The organism is Streptomyces sp. NPDC045998 (assembly GCF_056430285.1).
The window spans coordinates 91,155-110,087 of record NZ_JBWKLJ010000009.1 but is presented as its reverse complement, the minus strand read 5'-3'; the positions used below and the strand labels follow the sequence as shown (position 1 = coordinate 110,087).

The 18,933-nt window shown below is 75.0% G+C and carries 14 protein-coding genes; 8 read left to right on the top strand and 6 right to left on the bottom strand.

The window, feature by feature from the left end; translation table 11 throughout:
- Positions 1-245: 245 nt before the first annotated feature.
- On the top strand, positions 246-1,403 hold the full coding sequence (locus AC07FJ_RS25555) for an ROK family transcriptional regulator (protein ID WP_479051841.1): 1,158 nt from the start codon (positions 246-248) through the stop codon (positions 1,401-1,403).
- A 94-nt stretch (positions 1,404-1,497) separates the two neighbouring features.
- Here AC07FJ_RS25555 and AC07FJ_RS25550 read toward each other — a convergent pair whose 3' ends face one another.
- Together AC07FJ_RS25550 and AC07FJ_RS25545 are read right to left on the bottom strand one after the other, a co-directional pair.
- Positions 1,498-2,244 carry a GntR family transcriptional regulator gene (locus AC07FJ_RS25550; protein WP_468291376.1) on the bottom strand — a complete coding sequence of 249 codons (747 nt, stop codon included), beginning with the start codon at positions 2,242-2,244 and terminating at the stop codon, positions 1,498-1,500.
- A 203-nt stretch (positions 2,245-2,447) separates the two neighbouring features.
- A complete protein-coding gene (locus AC07FJ_RS25545; RefSeq protein WP_479051625.1) occupies positions 2,448-3,371 on the bottom strand; it encodes an RNA polymerase sigma-70 factor in 924 nt (307 codons plus the stop codon).
- A gap of 164 nt (positions 3,372-3,535) precedes the next feature.
- Between AC07FJ_RS25545 and AC07FJ_RS25540 the strand changes: the two genes are divergently transcribed.
- The 4 genes from AC07FJ_RS25540 to AC07FJ_RS25525 all read left to right on the top strand — a co-directional run bounded on the left by AC07FJ_RS25540 (position 3,536) and on the right by AC07FJ_RS25525 (position 10,117).
- Positions 3,536-4,369, top strand: a complete 834-nt coding sequence (locus AC07FJ_RS25540; protein WP_479051624.1) for an alpha/beta fold hydrolase — start codon at positions 3,536-3,538, stop codon at positions 4,367-4,369.
- Positions 4,370-4,504: 135 nt separating this feature from the next.
- Positions 4,505-5,890, top strand: coding sequence for an SWIM zinc finger family protein (locus tag AC07FJ_RS25535; RefSeq protein WP_479051623.1), 1,386 nt, complete (start codon positions 4,505-4,507; stop codon positions 5,888-5,890).
- Positions 5,887-8,577 (top strand): DUF7824 domain-containing protein, encoded by a 2,691-nt coding sequence (locus tag AC07FJ_RS25530; RefSeq protein ID WP_479051622.1) that lies wholly within the window; start codon positions 5,887-5,889, stop codon positions 8,575-8,577. The genes AC07FJ_RS25535 and AC07FJ_RS25530 overlap by 4 nt, the downstream gene beginning before the upstream one ends.
- A gap of 76 nt (positions 8,578-8,653) precedes the next feature.
- Positions 8,654-10,117, top strand: a complete 1,464-nt coding sequence (locus AC07FJ_RS25525; protein ID WP_479051621.1) for an N-acetyltransferase family protein — start codon at positions 8,654-8,656, stop codon at positions 10,115-10,117.
- Here AC07FJ_RS25525 and AC07FJ_RS25520 read toward each other — a convergent pair.
- Positions 10,020-11,264, bottom strand: a complete 1,245-nt coding sequence (locus tag AC07FJ_RS25520) for a trans-sulfuration enzyme family protein (protein ID WP_479051619.1) — start codon at positions 11,262-11,264, stop codon at positions 10,020-10,022. The two genes, AC07FJ_RS25525 and AC07FJ_RS25520, sit on opposite strands and share 98 nt — an antisense overlap.
- A gap of 60 nt (positions 11,265-11,324) precedes the next feature.
- On the opposite strand from AC07FJ_RS25520, the gene AC07FJ_RS25515 reads away from it, so the two are divergent.
- Entirely contained in the window at positions 11,325-11,822 is a 498-nt protein-coding gene (locus AC07FJ_RS25515; protein ID WP_468291356.1) for an Lrp/AsnC family transcriptional regulator, read from the top strand.
- Between the two features lie 48 nt (positions 11,823-11,870).
- On the top strand, positions 11,871-13,559 hold the full coding sequence (locus tag AC07FJ_RS25510; protein WP_479051617.1) for a DUF885 domain-containing protein: 1,689 nt from the start codon (positions 11,871-11,873) through the stop codon (positions 13,557-13,559).
- Between the two features lie 93 nt (positions 13,560-13,652).
- On the opposite strand, the gene AC07FJ_RS25505 is transcribed toward AC07FJ_RS25510, so the two are convergent.
- A complete protein-coding gene (locus tag AC07FJ_RS25505; RefSeq protein WP_479051616.1) occupies positions 13,653-14,165 on the bottom strand; it encodes a rhodanese-like domain-containing protein in 513 nt (170 codons plus the stop codon).
- Positions 14,166-14,259: 94 nt separating this feature from the next.
- Here AC07FJ_RS25505 and AC07FJ_RS25500 point away from each other — a divergent pair, with 94 nt between their 5' ends.
- Positions 14,260-14,706, top strand: coding sequence for an Lrp/AsnC family transcriptional regulator (locus AC07FJ_RS25500; RefSeq protein WP_479051615.1), 447 nt, complete (start codon positions 14,260-14,262; stop codon positions 14,704-14,706).
- Between the two features lie 4 nt (positions 14,707-14,710).
- Here the strand turns inward: AC07FJ_RS25500 and AC07FJ_RS25495 are convergent, their stop codons facing one another.
- Together AC07FJ_RS25495 and AC07FJ_RS25490 are read right to left on the bottom strand one after the other, a co-directional pair.
- Complete coding sequence (locus AC07FJ_RS25495; RefSeq protein ID WP_479051614.1) at positions 14,711-17,767, bottom strand: AAA family ATPase; 3,057 nt, start codon at positions 17,765-17,767, stop codon at positions 14,711-14,713.
- Positions 17,764-18,933: an exonuclease SbcCD subunit D gene (locus AC07FJ_RS25490; RefSeq protein ID WP_479051612.1), complete on the bottom strand. Its 1,170-nt coding sequence runs from the start codon at positions 18,931-18,933 to the stop codon at positions 17,764-17,766. The genes AC07FJ_RS25495 and AC07FJ_RS25490 overlap by 4 nt, the downstream gene beginning before the upstream one ends.

Genomic DNA, 18,933 nt, shown 5'->3' with positions numbered 1-18,933 from the left:
GTTCGCTTTCGTCGGGGCGGCGTGCCACCCAGTCAGTGGCGTGCACATGCTAGGCAAGTTCGATCTTGCCGGGCCAACCTTCCCGTGACCTCACGCAGGCGGTGATCGGCGCGTACGCGGCGGGTTGCGTGGCACCGTCGGAACCGGCCCGGTGGCCCGCCGGGCCGGGCGCCGGGCGCCGCTCGCCGACCGTCCGGGCATTGAGTACGATCCGCAGACACGCGTTCGAGCTGGGAGGACACACGGTGGGCCGGCTGACCGGCGGAGATCCGTCGCTGTTGCGGCGGATCAACTCCGCGGTGGTACTCCATGCGCTGCGGGGCTCCGACGCGCGTACGCTCACGGACCTCACCCGCATCACGGGCCTGTCCCGGCCCACCGTCGAGGGCGTGGTCGAAGGGCTCATCGAAACCGGTCTGGTGGTCGAGGCCGCGGCCGAGGAGGGTGAGGCCCGGCGCCAGGGGCGGCCGGCGCGGCGTTTCCGGTTCCGCGCGGAGGCCGGGCACCTGATGGGCGTCGAGATCGGCCCGCACCGGGTGGCCGCGCTCATCTCGGGGCTGGACGGCCGGATCATAGGAGCGGGGTCCCGCGAGGTCTCGGAGACGGCCTCGGCGGACGAGCGGCTGGAGCGCGTGCGGACGGTCGTCGCCGATGTGCTCCGGCGCACGGGGGTGCCGCGCAGCAATCTGCGCGCCGTGGGCGTCGGCACGCCCGGCATCGTGGAGGCGGACGGGACGGTACGGCTCGGTACGGCGCTGCCCGGCTGGACCGGACTGGCGCTGGGCGAGCGGCTGCGGCGTTCGTTCCGCTGCCCGGTGCTGGTGGAGAACGACGCGAACGCGGCTGCGGTGGCCGAGCAGTGGAAGGGCGCCGCCACCGACTCGGACGACATCGTTTTCGTGCTCGCCGGGCTGAGTCCCGGGGCCGGCTCGCTGATCGGCGGACGGCTGCACCGGGGCTTCGGCGGGGCCGCCGGGGAGATCGGCGCGCTGCACCTGCTGGGGCGGGGGGCGACGCCGGAGAAGCTGCTGTCGACGACCGACGAGCCGCTGCACCCGCTGGACGAGCAGGCGGTGGCGGAGGTGTTCGCGCTGGCCCGGAAGGGCGACGCGCGGGCGCGGGCGGCGGTGGAGCGGTTCATCCAGCGGCTGGTGCACGACGTGGGAGCCCTGGTGCTGGCGCTGGACCCGGAGGTCGTGGTGATCGGCGGCTGGGCGGCCGGTCTGGACGGGATACTCCCGCCGCTGCGGGAGGAGTTGGCGCGGTTCTGCCTGCGCCCGCCGCGGGTGGTGCTGTCGATGCTGGGTGAGGCGGCGGTGGCGACGGGTGCGCTGCGACTGGCGCTGGAGCACGTGGAGGAGCAGCTCTTCGCGGTGGAGGGCACGGTGACGGCCCGCCGCTGAAGAGCGGGACGGCGGGCCGGTATCCCCTGGCCCCTGGCCCGTGCGCGCCGGCCCGACCACGCGGGTGAGGGCGCGGCGTGGTCAGGCGGCGCCGTCAGGACGCGATCTGGAAGTCGCCCGCGTCGCCGAAGGTGAGCCGGCAGGTGTCGGCGCGGTACGTGGCCACCGAGACCGCCGCCGTACGGCCCTCGGAGAAGTACCGCGTGGTGACGACGAGCACCGGGGCGCCGGGCAGCCGGTCGAGCTCCCTGGCGTCGTCCGCGCGGGCGGAGCCCAGCTCGACGGCGCGCTCCTGGCCCTCCAGGGTGAGGCGCTGCAGCTCGCGCAGGACGGTACGGGCGCGGGCCGGACCGGAGGGCGCCTGGATGGCGGTGAGGTCCGGCACCGAGGCGGTGGGGACGTACAGCTGCTCGGCGGCGACCGGCTGGCCGTGCGTCACGCGCAGACGGCGTACGGAGTGGACCGCCTCGTCGGCGTCGGGGGCGAGGTCGAGGAGGCGCGCGACGGCGGCGGGCGGCACGGTGGAGACACAGTCGACCGGCTCCCAGGCCTCGTCGCCCGGGCCGGGCCACTGGTGCTGGGTGGTGGAGACGTCGACGCCCACGCGCGGCGGGGCCACGGTGGTGCCGACCCCGCGGCGGCGCTGGAGGCGGCCTTCGAGTTCGAGCTGTTCGAGCGCCTGGCGCAGCGTGGCACGGGCGACGCCGAAACGGGCGGCCAGTTCACGCTCGTTGGGCAGGATCTCCCCCACCGCGAAATCCGAGTCCAGCGCCTCGCTGATCACGGTCTTGAGGTGCCAGTACTTGGGCTCCGGCACCGATTCCAGCTGCGTGGTCCCCACCCTGATCCTCCGCGATCGCCCTGCCCCGGCGGCTTTCCGTGCCTTGTTTATTAAAGGTTCCTGCACTAACCCTCCGACCGACCATAAGGGGGCGGTCCCCCTTGGTCAAGACCAATGCACGCCGGACGCGAGCGCGGGAACGCGCCGGCCCCGCGTCCGGGAGGGGAGCGCGGGGCCGGTGGGAAGGGAGGCGGACCAGCCGCTTACGTCAGCGGTCGCGGCAGCGTGAGAGCGGCCAGCTTGTCCGGGTTGCGGATGACGTAGACGGTGTGGATCCGGCCGTCGACCGCTTCCACCTGGATGAGGGTTTCGGGCTTTCCGTCCGCGAGTACGACCAGCGCGGGGGCGCCGTTGATCTCGGTGTAGCGGTATTCCGAGCCCGGCAGGGGCGCCTTGGCGATGGCGAAGAAGAAGCGGCCCACCTTGTCGGCGCTTTCGATGACGCGCAGCGGCGCCTTGGCCTTGCCGCCGCTGTCGCCGACCAGCCGGACGTCGGGGGCCAGCAGGGCGAGCAGCTCGCCCAGGTCGCCGCCGGCGGCCGCGGCCAGGAAGCGCTCGGTGAGGTCACGGCGCTCGGCCGGGTCCACGTCGTACCGGCGGCGGCCCTCGTCCACGTGGCGCCGAGCGCGGCCGGCGAGCTGGCGCACCGCCGCCTCGGACCGGTCGAGGGTGGTGGCTATCTCCGCGAACGGGAAGCCGAACGCCTCGCGCAGCACGAAGACGGCGCGCTCCAGCGGCGAGAGGGACTCCAGGACGACCAGGACGGCGAGCGAGACGGAGTCGGCGAGCACGGCGCGCTCGGCGGTGTCCGGGACGGTGGGCCCGAAGTCCGTGGTGACGGGCTCGGGGAGCCACGGCCCGACGTACGACTCGCGCCGCGCCTGCGCCTGGCGGAGGCGGTCGATGGCGAGCCGGGTGGTGATCCGTACGAGGAAGGCGCGCGCGTCGCGGACGGCGGCGTGGTCGGCGCCCGACCAGCGGAGCCATGCCTCCTGGACCACGTCCTCGGCGTCGGCGACACGGCCGAGCATCCGGTAGGCCACGCCGGTCAGGACGGGCCGGTGCGCTTCGAAGACCTCGGCGATGCCGGTGACGTCGGAGACGTCTGACTGGGTATCAGTTGCCACGCGTCCATCCCAGCCGACGGGAAAGGGTGTGTCCAGGTGAGAAGGATGCGGTTCTGACCACATGTGGACGGCCGTGCCCCTTGAACTGAACACTACCGAACGGTAATGGTTGCTGACAGAGCGTCTCAAACAGGGCGCCCAGGCAGGGAGCAGGTGCAGCCAGCATGGCCGGACAGGTCTCGTTCACCGTCGAGTCCCTCCAGGGGCCCCGCACACTGACGCTCGAGTACGAACGGGCCGGTTCCGGCCAGCCGCTGCTCCTCCTCCACGGCATCGGGCACCACTGGCAGGCGTGGCAGCCGGTGCTCGACATCCTGGCCGCCGAACGGGACGTGATCGCCGTCGACCTGCCGGGCTTCGGTTCCTCGCCCGCGCTGCCCGACGGGCTGCCGTACGACCTGCCCACGGTGGGCCGGGTGCTGGGCATGCTGTGCGAGACCCTGGACGTTGACCGGCCGCACGTGGCGGGCAACTCGCTCGGTGGGCTGCTCGCCCTTGAGCTGGGGCGCGAGAGGCGCGTGCGGTCCGTGACGGCGCTGGCCCCGGCGGGGTTCTGGAACGAGAGCGAACGGCGGTACGCCTTCGGGACGCTCCGCGCGATGCGGACGGGCGCCGAGTCCCTCCCCCTGCCGGTGATCGAACGGATGTCACGGTCCGCTGCCGGGCGGGCGGCACTGACCAGCACCGTCTACGCCCACCCGGGGCGGCGGTCACCGGAGGCGGTCGTCGCCGAGACGCTGGCGCTGCGTCATGCGTCCGGCTTTCACCCGACGCTCACGGCGGGGCGCGACGTCCTGTTCACCCACGACGTGCCGGGTGTGCCGGTCACCATCGCCTGGGGCACCCGCGACCGGCTGCTGCTGCGCCGGCAGGGCGTTCGCGCCAAGCGCGCCATCACCGACGCCCGGCTGGTGAGCCTGCCGGGGTGCGGGCACGTGCCGATGAGCGACGACCCGGCCCTGGTCGCGCGCGTCCTGCTGGACGGCAGCCGCCGCTGAGCCGCCCCGCGAGAACGCCGACGGTGGACGGGCGTTGGCGGAGGGGGTCCGCTCACCGCGTCGGCGCTGAGGCCGGGACCGGGGGCGGGAGTTCGGCCGGGGCGATTGTCAGTGGTGGGTCCTACCGTCTTTTCCATGACGCGATCCGTGCAGGCACTCGCCTATTCCCGTCCGTCCGCCCTGGAGTCCTCGCAGGCCGGACGGCTACTCGGCCTGGAGACGTCGGGCGGGCTGACACCCGCCGGCGCCGAGGCCCATCCCCGTTTCTTCTCCGGTTTCGTGACGTCGCCGCAGATAGCGGCGCGCGGCCTGCTGGCGGTCGCGGACGTCGCGGCCGCCCGGTACTTCCAGCGGCTGCGGCCGGCGTCGCTGGACCCGGTGGTGACGGGGAACGGCGACCGGCTGCGCTTCGAGTCGTTCTCGGGCTGCGGCGGGGTGTACGCGCGGCTGGACGTGCTGAGCGAGGGCCTCGACGGCGCCGAGACCGGGCACGGCACGACCAATGTGGACGTCAACAACCCGCTGCGTGAGGCGCTCTCCCGGCTGACCGGCGAGGACCCGCTGCACCTGCGCGTCGGGCCCGAGGAGTTGGCCGTGACGACGCTCGGCGGCGCGGTGGTGGAGAAGAAGGTGCCGTTGCCGGACCGCTGGCTGCGGGGCTTCGCCGAGGCCCAGGTGGCGTGCGCCGGGTTCGACCTGCGCGCGGAGCTGTCCGCCGCCGAGGCCGTACGGTTCCTGCGGTCGCTGCCGCGGACGGCGGGCGGTTCCGGGCGCGGGCCGCTGTGGGTGGTGCCGGCCGGGAAGACCCTGCGGCCGACGACGCGGCCGGTGCCGGGCGCCGTGTGCCTGCCGGGTCCGGAGCGGCTGGTCGCGCTGCAGCGGGTGCTGCGGCACGCGACGGCGCTGCGCGTGTACGGGCCGGTGGCGGACGGGGCCGCGACGGCGAGCGCCTGGGAGGTGGCGCTGCCCGGGATGCGGCTGACGCTCACCCTGTCCCCGGACGCTTCGCGCGGCTTCTCCGGAGAGGGCGGGGTGCTGGAGGCGCTCGCCACGGAGGAGGCGGCGCAGGACGCCGAGCTGGTGTCGGTACTGCTGGCGTGGGAGCCGCGGATCGACCTCGCCGACCTGGCCGCGCAGGCCGGGCTGTCGGTGGAGCGGGTGCGGGCGGCGCTGACGCGGCTGGGCACGGCGGGCCGCGTGGGCTACGACGTGGCGGACGCCGCGTACTTCCACCGTGAGCTGCCGTACGACGCCGACCGCGCGGAGCGGCACAACCCGCGGCTGGTGGCGGCGCGGGCGCTGGTCGCGTCGGGCTCGGTCGAGCTCTCCGGGGACGAGGGCCTGGCGCTGGTGTCCTCGGGTGAACGCCGCTACCAGGTGCGGCGGTCGGAGGGTGGCGTGCTGAGCTGTACGTGCCAGTGGTGGGCGGACTACCGGGGCAGGCGGGGGCCGTGCAAACACGCGCTGGCGGTCAGGATGGTCCGCCGTGGCGCCCTGGCGGTCGCCGGGGGTGCCCGATGATCGCGGTGGAGGAGCTGCTGAAGGCCGTGCGCGAGGGGCGGCGGGACGATGTGCCGGCCCTGGTGAAGGGGCTGGACCCCGCCGGGCGCAAGGCGGCGCTCGCGGAGCTGAAGGAGCTGCGCAAGGAGTTGCGCGGCTGGGACTGGGACCGCTGGCAGGAGCGGCGGAGCATCTCGCGTGCGCTGCTGGTGGCGGGTGCCGGCTGCCACACGGGGGCCGCGGCGGCGGCCGCGTGGATCGGCGCCCGCGATCTGCGGGACTGGGAGCGGCTGCCGACGGGGATGCTGCTCGACCTGCTCGCGGACCGGGGGGCGGGGTGGCTGGGCGATGTGGCACACCGGCTCGCCGGAAGGCCCGCCACGGCCGAGGAGGACTACCCGCTGATCCACGAGCTCGTCCGGCTCGCCGACTGCCCGGTGCCGGTGACGGACGGGTACGTTCACGGCTGGGCGGACGCGGTGGCCGAGCAGGGCGTCCTGCCCGCGCTGCGCACCGACCCGCATGCGCCGGCGCTGGTTCCCCGCCTCTTCGAGACCACGGAACTGCCGAGCACGCTGTCGTGGCGCTCCGACGACTGGCAGGCCGGGCTCGTGGCGCTGGCCGACGAGGGCGTGGTGGAGCGGGGCGTGCTCGTCGACGCCTGTGTGGCACGGCTGCTGCGCGGGGCCAAGCCGGGGGCCGTCCGGTTCTTCCTCGACCTGCTGCGGCGGTTGCGGCTGACGGCCGATGAGGAGCGGGTGCGCAAGGCCGACTGGATGGGCATGGCGGCCGACGGCCCGTCGGTCGTGGCGGCGCACGCCCAGGAGGTGCTGGCGCGGCTGTCCGCGGCGGGTGACCTGTCGGCGCGGGAGCTGGCCGAGGTGTCGGGGTCGGTGCTGTTCCGTACGGAGAAGAAGCTGGTGCGGGCGCAACTGGTCCTGTTGGGCAAGGCGCTGCGGCAGGGTGGCGCGGACGCGGCGGCGGAGCTGCTGCCCGCGGTCACCGAGGCGTTCGGGCACGCGGACACCGGGGTGCAGGAGCGGGCGCTGAAGCTCGTCGCGCGCCATCTGTCCGGCCTGAGCGATGAGACGCGTGCCGAGCTGGCCGAGGCGGCCGCACTGCTGAGCCCGGCGCACCGGACCGCGGCGGCCGAGGTGTTCGGCGAGGCGCTCCCGGCGGAGGGGGACGGGGAGGCGGAGCCGTACGAGGAGTTCCTGCCTCCGGCGCCGGAGGCGCGGCGCGTGGCCCCGGCCGCGGACAGCCTGCCGGAGCTGGTGGAGGACGTGGCGGTCCTGCTGAAGGCGGGCGACGACGTCCTGGGCGTCGAGCGCGCGCTGGACGGTCTGGTGCGGTTCGCGTACCGGGACCTCGACGCGCTGCGCGAGGCGCTGCTGCCGCTGGTCGCGGACCTGTGGTGGTACGAGCGCGACAAGCGGAACCTCATGGAGTACCTGCAGCCGGTGGACCTCGTCGTGGCGGCGGTGGTCGGGCGCGTGACGGTCGGGCGTCTTCACGCCGAGCTGCGGGCCGGGGGGACACAGGCGTGCGTGCACCGGAGCCTGGACCGGATCCCGGTCCGCCGGGCGCAGGAGGCGGCGCTGACGATGCTGCGGTGTCCCGTGCCGTACCTGTTGGCCACCCCGACCTGGCACACCGGTGCCGTGGACCCGGGTGAGCTCGTCGAGCGACTGCGCGGCTACGAGCGCCTCGGCGCCCGGCCGGGCGAGGTCGACTTCGCTCAGGCGCTGCTGCGGGTACGCCGGACGGCGCCGGGAGCGGCGGAGGCGGCCGAGGCAGCCACACGGCTGGGCACCCGGGAGGGCGAGCGCCTGGCGCGGTGGCTGACGTCCGAGCAGTCACCGGCGCCCGCGCTGCGCGGCGTGGTGGAGGCCGAGAAGCAGAGCTTCCACTCGGGGCACTGGTCCCACGCCTTGGTGCGGCGGATCGTACTGACTCCTCGGGAGCGCCCTGTCGTAGAGCGGGAGTTCCCGCCGGCGTTCCACTGGCTGGGGCGCCCCACGGCGGGCACCGGCGGCTGCCATCGCTGGATGACCGGGGAGCCGCATTGGACCGCCGTGCTGCCGGAGGACCGCGAGACGCTGGCGACATGGCTGCTGCCCATGGCGTCCACGGCCGCCGACGACGAGATGCGCGGCGGCACCTGGTTCCTCGCGCCGCTCGCCGAGGCCGGCGGCGAGGCGGGGCCCGCGCTGCACCTCGCGCTGGCCACCGGGCTGGGCGCGCGGCACGCGGAGGACCGGCTCGTGGCGGTCGACGCCCTCCTGGTGCTGGCGGCGCGCGGCGAGCTGGACGCGGCGCGGCTCGGCCGGGACCTGGCGGAGCTGGTGCGCATCGGCACGGTCAAGCCGAACCGGCTGGCCGACGCGGCGCGTACGGCCGCGGCGACCGGGGCGTACGCCACCACATGGGCGGTGCTCGCGAGCGCGCTGCCCGGCCTGGTCGAGGGCGGTGAACCGGTGCGCGGGCTGGGCGAGATACTGGCGGTCGCCGCCGACTGCGTCGAGCGGTGCGGTGCGGTGTCGGCCCACGCCTCGATCCCGGGGCTGGACGCGCTGGCGGCCCGCCGCGGCTCGTCGCAGCTCGTCACGCAGGCGAAGCGGCTCGCGCAGGCCCTGGCGAGGACGCCGGACTCCCCCGTACATCCGGTCGAACAGTCCACGCCAGAAACGGCGGAAAGTGGTCGTTAAAGCACCAGATCCATGCTTAACCCATCAGTCACAAAGGGTTCGTGATCACGCAACACCGCTGGGTCACAGTGATGCCATGACTGATGTGACCGCTACGAAGAGCGCCCGCCGCCACCAGCACCGCCACCACCACTGGCGGCGGGACCTCGTCGAACTGGCCGCCCTGTTCACCGCCGTGGCCGTCGCGGACGCGGTGGCGAACACCATCGCGCACGGCCCCGAAGGGCCGTACCTCCTCGCCGTCTCGGCGGTCGTCCTGATCGCCACGGCGGCGTTCCACACCTGGTGGGCACGGCGCCACAGCCATGCGCCGCCGGCCGAGGACGTCCTTGATACCGGCGGCGGCACGGCGCCCGCCCCGTCCGCCGTGTCCGCCGCCCCGGAACCGGCCGGGGCGACGACCCCCGAGGATTCCGCGCTGTGGCGGATGCGCACCACCGTGCGCGACGAGCCGGGCAGCCTCGCCGCCCTGTGCACGGCGCTCGCCCGGCTGCGCGTCGACATCCTCACCCTCCAGACGCACCCGCTGGCCGAGGGCACGGTGGACGAGTTCCTGCTCCGCGCCCCCGCCTCGCTCCCGGCGGCCGGCCTCACCCGGGAGGCCGCCGCGGCGGGCGGCACCTCCACGTGGATCGAGCGCGCCGACGCGCACGACCTGGTCGACACCCCGACGCGGGTGCTGGGCCTGGCGACGCGTACCGCGCTCGACGCCGCCGAACTGCCCCTCGCCCTGCGCCGGCTGCTCGGCCGGTGCACCATCCACTCCGTACCCGCCGTCTCGCTGTCCGGCCGCCCCACCGGTGCGACCGCCCCGGTGGAAGGAGCGCTGGAGGACGGCGACACGGTGATGCGGCTGCGCGACCCGAACGGCGGGGTGATCACGATCGAGCGCCCCTACCTGCCGTTCACACCCACCGAGTTCGCCCGCGCCCGCGCGCTCGTGGAGCTCGACGCCCGCCTCGGCCCGCGCGTTCCCCGCGGGCAGGACGTGCTCACCCTCCCGGAGGGCAACGAGATCACCGTCCGCCGCGCCGACCGGAGCGACGTGCGGGCCGCGCGCGCCATGCACGACCGCTGCTCGGACCGCACGCTCGGACTGCGCTACCACGGGCCGGTCGGCGACGCCGACCGCTATCTCGACCACCTCCTCAGCCCCCGCTTCGGCCGCACCCTCGCCGTCGAGACGGCGTCCGGCCGTCTCGTCGCCCTCGGCCACCTGCTGTGGGACGGCGACGAGACGGAGGTCGCCCTGCTCGTCGAGGACGAGTGGCAGCACCGCGGCATCGGCTCCGAGCTGCTGCGCCGCCTGGTCGAGCTCGCCGTCGAAGCCGGCTGCGCGAGCGTGTACGCCGTGACGCAGTCGTCCAACACCGGCATGGTCGCCGCCATGCGGGGGCTGAACCTGCCCCTCGACTACCAGATCGAGGAGGGCACCCTGGTGATCACCGCGCGGCTGGACGCCCCGGGCGCCCCGAACGGCGCTCCGAGCTCCGCTCCCGTCCACCGCTCCGGCGAGGGCCACGGACAGGCGCGGCGCTGAGCGCCTCCGTCAGGTCCCGCCACAGGTCCTCGACGTCCTCCAGGCCGACCGACATCCGCAGCAGCCGGTCGCTCACCCCGGCCGCGCGCCGGTCCGTCTCGTCGACCACGCGGTGACTGATGGACGCCGGGTGCTGGATCAGCGTGTCGACGCTGCCGAGGCTCACCGCGGGCGTGATCAGCCGCACTCCGGCGATCACGTCCCGCGGGTCCCCGTACACCTCGAAGGAGACCATGGCGCCGCCGATCTCCGGGTAGTGCACCCGCGCGATCCGCGGATCGACCGCCAGCCGGCGCGCCAGCTCGGCGGCGGACACCGACGCGGCCCGCATGCGCACCGGCAGTGTGGACAGCCCCCGCAGCAGCAGATAGGCGGCCAGCGGGTGCAGTACGCCCCCGGTGGCGAACCGGATCCGCCGCAGCTGCCCGGCGAACTCCTCGTCGCACGCCACCACGCCCGCGAGCACGTCGCCGTGACCGCCCAGGTACTTGGTGGCGCTGTGCAGCACGATCCGCGCCCCGTGCTCGGCGGGCCGCTGGAGGACGGGGGTGGCGAAGGTGGAGTCGACGAGGAGCGGCACCTCTCCGCAGGCGTGGGCGACGGCGCGGATGTCGACCTCGGCGAGCGTGGGGTTGGCGGGGGTCTCGACCATCACCAGACCGGTGTCGGGCCGGATCGCGTCGCCGATGCCGGCGGGGTCCGTCCAGGTCACCTCCGTCCCGAGCAGCCCGGCCGTGAGCAGGTGGTCGCTGCACCCGTACAGGGGCCGTACGGCGACCACGTGGCGCAGGCCCGCGCTCGCCCGGGCCAGCAGGACGGCGGTGAGCGCCGCCATGCCGCTGGCGAACGCCACGGCGCTCTGCGTGCCCTCCAGCCGGGCGAGCGCCGTCTCGAAGCGCGCGGTGGTGGGGTTGTCGAGCCGGGCGTAGACCGGCGGCCCCTCCGGGAGGGCGCCGGTGGCGGCGAACTCGTCGATCCGCGCGGCCTCCGCCCCCGCGTCGTACGAGGGGTACGTGGTGGACAGGTCGAGGGGGACGGCGTGCAGGCCCAGGGCGGCGAGGTCTTCGCGCCCGGCGTGCACGGCTTGGGTGGCCGGCGCCCACGGGGTACGGGGCTCGATCGCGGCGGTGCGGTCCATGGCATCCATGGACGGCACTGTGAACACATTCCGGGGAGACGGCGGATCACCCCGTGCTACGTTCGCCACATGGCCGAATCTGTCGTACTGGACACGGTCGATCTGCACATACTTCGCCTTTTGCAGAACGACGCCCGGACCACGTACCGCGAACTCGCCGCCGAGGTGGGCGTCGCCCCCTCCACCTGCCTCGACCGGGTGGCGCGGCTGCGCCGCACCGGCGTCATCCTGGGGCACCGGCTGCGACTCGATCCGGCCAAACTCGGGCGCGGCCTGGAAGCGCTCCTGCTGGTCCAGGTGCGCCCGCACCGGCGGGAGTTGATCGGCCCGTTCGTCGAGCGGATCCGCGCCCTGCCGGAGTCCCGGGCGCTGTTCCATCTGACGGGACCGGACGACTACCTGGTGCACGTGGCCGTCGCGGGCCCCGCTGACCTGCAGCGACTCGTACTGGACGAGTTCACGTCGCGGCGCGAGGTGGCGCGGGTGGAGACGCGGCTGATCTTCCAGCAGTGGGAGTGCGGACCGCTGCTGCCGGCCGCCGCGGGCGCTCATGTGTCAGCCGACTAGCCACGGATGAGGGTGACGCCGAGACCCGTGGCATACCAGGATGGCCTCATGCCAGAGACCTCCAGCAGCGCTCTCCCCCGCCAGGTGGCCGACGCGTATGTCGACGCCCTGGTCGCACTCGATCCGATCACCGGTACGTACCTGGGCGTCAGGGAAAGCGCCGGACTCCTCCCGGACTTCACGCCCGCCGGACAGGAGGAGCGCGCCGCACTGGCCCGTGCCACGCTCGCCCGGCTCGACGAGGCCGAACGCCGGCCCGGCGCGGACGGCGACGCCGAGCGGCGCTGCGCGCGCCTGCTGCGCGAGCGGCTCACCGCGGAGCTCGCCGTCCACGAGGCCGGGGAGGGGCTGTGCGCGGTCAGCAACCTGCGCTCGCCCGCGCACAGCGTCCGCATCGCCTTCACGGTGATGGCGACGGAGACGGACGAGGACTGGGCGGCGGTCGCCGAACGGTTGCGCGCCGTGCCCGCCGCGCTGGACGGCTACCGCGAGTCGCTCCGGGCAGGGCTGGACCGGGGCCTGAAGGGCGGCCCGCGCGCCACGGCCACCGTCGTCGGGCAGCTCACCGAGTGGACGGGCCACGGCGGGGCCCGGACCGGCTGGTTCGAGGAGTTCGTCACCGCCGGACCCATCGCGTTGCGCACGGAGCTGGACACGGCGGCGCGCGGCGCCACCCGGGCCCTGGCCGGGCTGCGCGACTGGATGCGCGACGTGTACGCCCCCGCGGTGGAGGGCGCGCCCGACACCGTGGGCCGCGAGCGCTACGCCCGCTGGGCCCGCTACTTCACCGGGGCCGACTTCGACCTGGACGAGGCGTACGCGTACGGCTGGGCCGAGTACCACCGGCTCCTCGCCGAGATGCGGACCGAGGCGGAGAGGATCCTGCCGGGCGCCGGCCCCTGGGAGGCGCTCGCCCACCTCGACAAGCACGGCTCCCACGTGGGCGTCGAGGAGGTACGGGTCTGGCTGCAGGAGCTGATGGACGAGGCGATCGAGGCACTGGACGGCACCCACTTCGAACTCGCCGAACGGGTACGGAGGGTGGAGTCGCGGATCGCTCCGCCCGGCAGCGCCGCCGCGGCGTACTACACGGGTCCGTCCGAGGACTTCTCACGCCCTGGCCGGACCTGGCTGCCGGTCGACGGCGAGACCCGGTTCCCGGTGTACGACCTGGTGTCGACCTGGTACCACGAGGGCGTCCCGGGCCACCACCTCCAGATCGCGCAGTGGGCGCACGTGGCCGACCAGCTCTCGCGCTACCAGGCGACGGTCGGCGGGGTGAGCGCCAACCTGGAGGGGTGGGCGCTGTACGCGGAGCGGCTCATGGACGAGCTGGGTTTCCTGCCGGACCCGGAGCGGCGGCTCGGCTACCTCGACGGGCAGATGATGCGGGCGTGCCGTGTGATCGTGGACATCGGCATGCACCTGGAGCTGGAGATTCCGGCGGATTCGCCGTTCCACCCGGGTGAGCGGTGGACGCCGGAGCTGGCGCAGGAGTTCTTCCAGCGCCACAGCAGCAGGTCACCGGCGTTCGTGGAGAGCGAGTTCACCCGCTACCTGTCGGTGCCCGCGCAGGCCATCGGCTACAAGCTGGGCGAGCGGGCGTGGCTGCGGGGCCGGGAGAACGCCCGCAGGGCACACGGTGCCGCCTTCGACGCGAAGAAGTGGCACATGGCGGCGCTGTCGCAGGGGCCGCTGGGCCTGGACGACCTGGTGGACGAGCTGTCCCGGCTCTGAGCTCCGCCCGGCCCTGAGCTCCGCCCGGCCCCGGCGCCGCGGCGTTCTCGCGGAGGGCGCCGGGCCGGACGCCCAGGGAGGTGGGCGCCTCGGTCAGCAGCCGCAGTCGTCGGCGTCGATCGGGGCGGTCAGCGGGTCGGCGTCGCGCCGCGCGGGGCCCTCCCACGTCTCGTACGCGAACCCCTCGCGCACCCAGTACTCGAAGCCGCCCAGCATCTCCTTGACCTGGTAGCCGAGTTGGGCGAGGGCGAGCGCCGCGCGCGTGGCGCCGTTGCAGCCGGGGCCCCAGCAGTACGTGACCACCGGCACGGACTTGTCGAGCAGCTGCTCGGCCTGCTCGGGGATGAGCGCCGTCGGCAGGTGGACCGCGCCCGGGATGTGGCCCTGGTCCCAGGACTCGGTGGAGCGGGAGTCCAGGACGACGAAGCCGGGGTCGCCGCCGGCCGCGAGCGCGGAGGCCACGTCCGACACGTCGGCGTGGAAGGCGAGGCTGGCGGAGAAGTATGCCGCCGCGGCGGCGGGCGAGGCCGGGGGGACCCGCAGGACGGCGTTGGCGGCGGGGGCCGCGGCGGATGCGGGGGCGCTGGTGGTCTGGGTCGTCGTCATGCAGAAAATCTACGGCGTGATGATTATCTCGATGAAGTGACAATCCCCGGAGCTTGTCTTGATCGGCCGGTGATTCCCCTGTTATTCGTCGCCCATGACGGGATATTCACCGGACGCCACCGACTGGCGCATTCTGACCGCTCTTCAGGACCAGGGCCGGGCCACCTTCGCCGAGCTGGCGCGCACGGTCTCCATGTCGGCCAGCGCCGTCACCGAGCGGGTGCGCCGGCTGGAGGAGGCCGGGGTGATCAGCGGCTACACGGCGGTGGTCGACCGCGAGAGGCTGGGACTCCCCATCCTGGCCTTCGTCCGGCTCCGCTACCCGCACGGCAACTACAAGCCGTTCCACGACCTGCTGGAGACGACGCCGGAGGTCCTGGAGGCCCACCACGTCACGGGCGACGACTGCTTCGTACTGAAGGTGGCCGCCCGGTCCATGACGCACCGGGAGGAGATATCGGGAAAGATCGCCGCGCTGGGGTCGGTGACGACGAGCGTCGTCTACTCGTCGCCGCTGCCGCGCCGCCCGATCAGCCGCTGAGAACTCAGCCGCCGAGGCCGCTTCCGCCGGTGTGGAGCCTCACCCGGGAGCCCGCCCTCTCCTTGACGACCTCCAGCTGGACCGGGACGCGGCGGCGCAGGTCGCCGACGTGGCTCACGATGCCGACGCTGCGGTCCCGCTCCCGCAGGGAGTCGAGGACGTCCAGCACCTCGTCGAGCGTCTGGTCGTCGAGGCTGCCGAAGCCCTCGTCGATGAAGAGCGTGTCGAGGCGCACACCGCCGGCCTCGTCCGTGACGACGTCGGCGAGGCCCAGCGCCAGGGCGAGCGAGGCGAAGAACGTCTCGCCGCCGGAGAGGGTCGCCGTGTCGCGCTCGCGGCCCGTCCAGGCGTCGACCACGTGCAGCCCGAGGCCGGACCGCTTGGCGCCGGCGCGGGCGTCGGAGTGGACCAGGGTGTAGCGGCCGGCGGACATCCGCTGGAGGCGGGCGGTCGCCGCGGCCGCGACCTGTTCGAGCCGGGCCGCGAGCACGTAGGACTCCAGCCGCATCCTGCGCTCGTTCTCCGCGGACGTACCGGCGGTGAGCCCGGCGAGCCGCGCGACGCGTTCGTACTCCTCGCGCAGCGGTCCCAGCCGGCGGACCTCGGCGTCCGCCTCCCGGGACAGCCGGGCCAGCTGGGCGCACCGGTCGCGGTGGGCGTCGAGCGTGGAGGCGGCGTCGCGCAGGGCGCGGTCGGCGGCGGCCAGCGCGGTCTGCGCCGCGTGCGGGTCGGCGGGCGGGCGCTCGGCCGCGGCGCGCGTCTCGGGCTCGGCGAGCCGGTCGGCGACCGCGGCGGCCGCGGCCTGCCAGTCGTCCAGCCGGTGCTGGAGGTCCCGCTGCCGTACGTCGTCGAGCAGCGCGGCGGCCGCGGCGTCCGGGGTGTCGAACCCGGCGCGGAACGCCGCGTCGGCGAGCCGGTCGTCGGCCTCCTTGAGGCGCCGGGCGGTGTCCTCGGCGGCCCGTACGGCGTCGGCGGCCTCGGTGAGGCGGGCGATCCTGAGCTCCAGGAGGGTGGCGTACTCGGCGACGCCGCCGGTGCCGTCGACGCCGCGCACGCGCGCGAGTTCGGCGTCGACGTCGGCCTGCGCACGGTCGAGGGCCTCGCGCTGCGCGGTGCGCGCGGCGGCGCGGCGCTCCACCTGACGGCGTACGTCGAGGCGCCGCCGGTGCTCCGCCTCCTCCCGGTCGAGCCTCTCGCGGGCGGCGTGCATGCCGCCGGCCACGGCCCGGGCCTCCTCGTACGCGCGCTCCAGCCGCTCGACCGCCGTGGCGAGCTCGCCGACCGTGGGCTGGGCGTCGCCCTCCGCGCCCGCCAGGGCTTCGGCGCGAGCGGCCGTCAGCGCCTCCCGCACCACGGCGAGATCGCGCTCAGCGGCGGAGCGGTTCTCGTCCGCGTGGGTGTACGCCGCGTAGGCGCGGTCCTCCGCCGCGCGGTCGACGTGGTCGTCGGCGGCGCGGGCGGGCGCGGGGTGGTCGGGCGAGCCGCAGACGGCGCAGGGGTCGCCGTCCACGAGCCCCGCGGCGAGTTCGGCGGCGATGCCCCGCAGGCGGCGCTCGCGCAGGTCGAGCCACGTCTCGTGGGCATCGTTCGCCTGCTCGCGCGCGGCCGCGAGTCGGGACTCGGCGGCCTCGGCGTCGCGTATGAGGGCGTCGCGGCGGCGCGCGGCGGCGAGGCGGCGGCGCGCGGGGTCGAGGCGGCCCGCGAGGTGCTCGGCGCGGGTGGCGGCCTCCTGGGCGGCCTCGACGCCGTCCTGGAGGGTGCGGCGCAGGGTGTCCCAGCCGGCCAGCCAGGCGTCCGCGTCGTGCAGGGTGTCCTCGTCGGCGCGGGCCTGGCGCTCCAGCTCGGCGCGCTCGCGGGCGATCTCGGCGCCGCGCCGCTCGGCCAGGCGGGCGTGCTCCAGGCCGCCGAGCTCCTGCCGCAGGTGTCCGGCCAGCGCCGTGAGGTGCTCGGTGCCCGCGTCGGCGAGGTCCGGCGCCAGTCCGGCGGCGGAGAGTGAGGCCGCGGCCCGCGCGTGGGCGGCGTGTGCGGCGCGGTGCGCCCGCTCGGCGTCGTCGCGCAGGCTCAGCGGCCCGGCCACCCGCTCCGCCTTGCGGGCCCGGTCGAGCCGGGCCTGCCAGGCGTCGCGCTCGGGGCGCCGCAGTTCGAGCTCCTCGCGGCGGCGCACGGCGTCCTCGTACCGCCGCTGCCTCGCCGCGAGCTCGCGCTCCTCGTCGAGGGCGCGGCGCGCGGCGGCCTGCCTGCTCTCGGCCGCGGCGAGCGCGCACGCGGCCACGTCCAGCGCCTCGCGGGCCCCCGCGCGGGCGACGGCGGCCCAGGCCAGCACGGAGTCGGCGAGCCCCGGGTCGCCGGGTTTGCCGTCGGGCGCGGGCCAGTCCGCGGCGGCGGGTCCCGCCGCCTGCGCCATCCGGTGGGCGAGGCCCAGGAGCCGCTCGTCGCCGTCCCGCACCTGCTGCTCGGCGGCGCGGCGCAGTCCGGCGAGGTGCTCCTCGACGGCGGCGAAGCGCCGGGTGTCGAAGAGCCGGCCGAGGAGCTTGCCGCGCGCCTCGGCGTCGGCGCGCAGGAAGCGCGCGAAGTCGCCCTGCGGCAGGAGCACCACCTGGCAGAACTGCTCCCGGCTCATGCCGATGAGCTGGGTGATCTCCTCGCCGATCTCCTGGTGGGAGCGGCTGAGCGCCTGCCAGGCGCCGCGCTCGGGGTCGTACGCGCGCAGCCAGGACTGGGCCTTGTCCTTGGTGAAGCCGGAGCCGCGCTTCTTGGGGCGGAGCTGTTCGGGCCTGCGGGTGATCTCCAGCCTGCGGCCGCCGACGGTGAGGTCGAGCACCACCTCGGTGGCCGTCCCGGCCGGGGCGTGGTCGCTGCGCAGCGAGGTGCCGGGGCCCTGCCGGGCACCGGGCACCGCGCCGTACAGGGCGTAGCAGACGGCGTCGAGGACGGAGGTCTTGCCGGCGCCCGTCGGCCCGTGCAGCAGGAACAGTCCCGCCTCGGTGAGGGCGTCGAAGTCGACGGTCTGGGTGGTGCCGAAGGGGCCGAAGCCGGTGATGTCCAGCCGGTGCAGCCTCATGCGGTCACCTCGCGCCGCTCCATGTCGACCCGTACGTCCTCGAAGGCACGCTGCAGCGCCTCCCTCTCCGGTGCGTCGGGGCCCGCTCCGCCGCGTACGTGCGCCACGAAGTCCTCGGCGATCTGCTGGTCGCTGCGGCCGCGCAGGCGCTGGGCGTAGGAGGTGGTGGGCTCGTCGTCGGGCCGGTCGGGGTCGAAGACGAGGCTGAGGGTGTGGGGGAAGCGCGCGGCGAGCCGGGCCATGGGCTCGGCCGGGCGGACCGGGTCGGTGAGGGTGGCCTCGATCCAGGACCGCTCGTGGCGGGCGAGCGCGGGGTCGTCGAGCAGGTCGTCGAGGCGGCCGCGGATGCGGGCGAGCGGGCGCGGTACCGGGCAGTCGATCCGCTCGGCGGCGGTGATCCCCCCGTCCGGGCCGAGGTCGATGAGCCACATCGTCTTGCGGTGGTCGGTCTCGGAGAAGGAGTACGCGAGCGGGGAGCCGGAGTACCGCACGCGCGGGGTGATCGTCTGGCTGCCGTGCAGGTGCCCGAGGGCGGTGTAGTCGACGCCGTCGAAGACGGCGGCCGGGACGGCCGCCACTCCCCCGACGGTGATGTCCCGCTCGCTGTCGCTCGGCTCGCCGCCCGCGACGAAGGCGTGGGCGAGGACGACGGAGCGCGTGCCGGCGGGCCGCCCGGCGAGGTCGGCGCGGACCCGGTCCATGGCGGCCGACAGGACGGCCTCGTGGCCGGCCTTCTTCGCCCCGAACTCGTCCCGTACGAGGGCCGGTTCGAGGTACGGCAGCCCGTAGAAGGCGACGTCGCCGTGCGCGTCGGCCAGCACCACCGGGGTGCCGACCCCGGCCGGGTCGGTCCTCAGGTGGATCCCGGCGCGCCCGATGAGTCCCGCGCCGACGCCGAGTCTGCGCCCCGAGTCGTGGTTCCCGGAGATCATCACGGTGGGTACGCCGGCCTCGGCGAGCCGGTGCAGTGCCGTGTCGAACAGCTCGACGGCCGGCAGCGGCGGCACCGCCCGGTCGTAGACGTCCCCCGCCACCAGGACCGCGTCCACGTCGCGGTCGCGCACCGTCGCCACCAGGTGGTCGAGGAACGCCGCCTGGGCGTCGAGCAGGCCGACGCGGTGGAAGGACCGCCCCAGGTGCCAGTCCGACGTGTGCAGGAGTCTCAT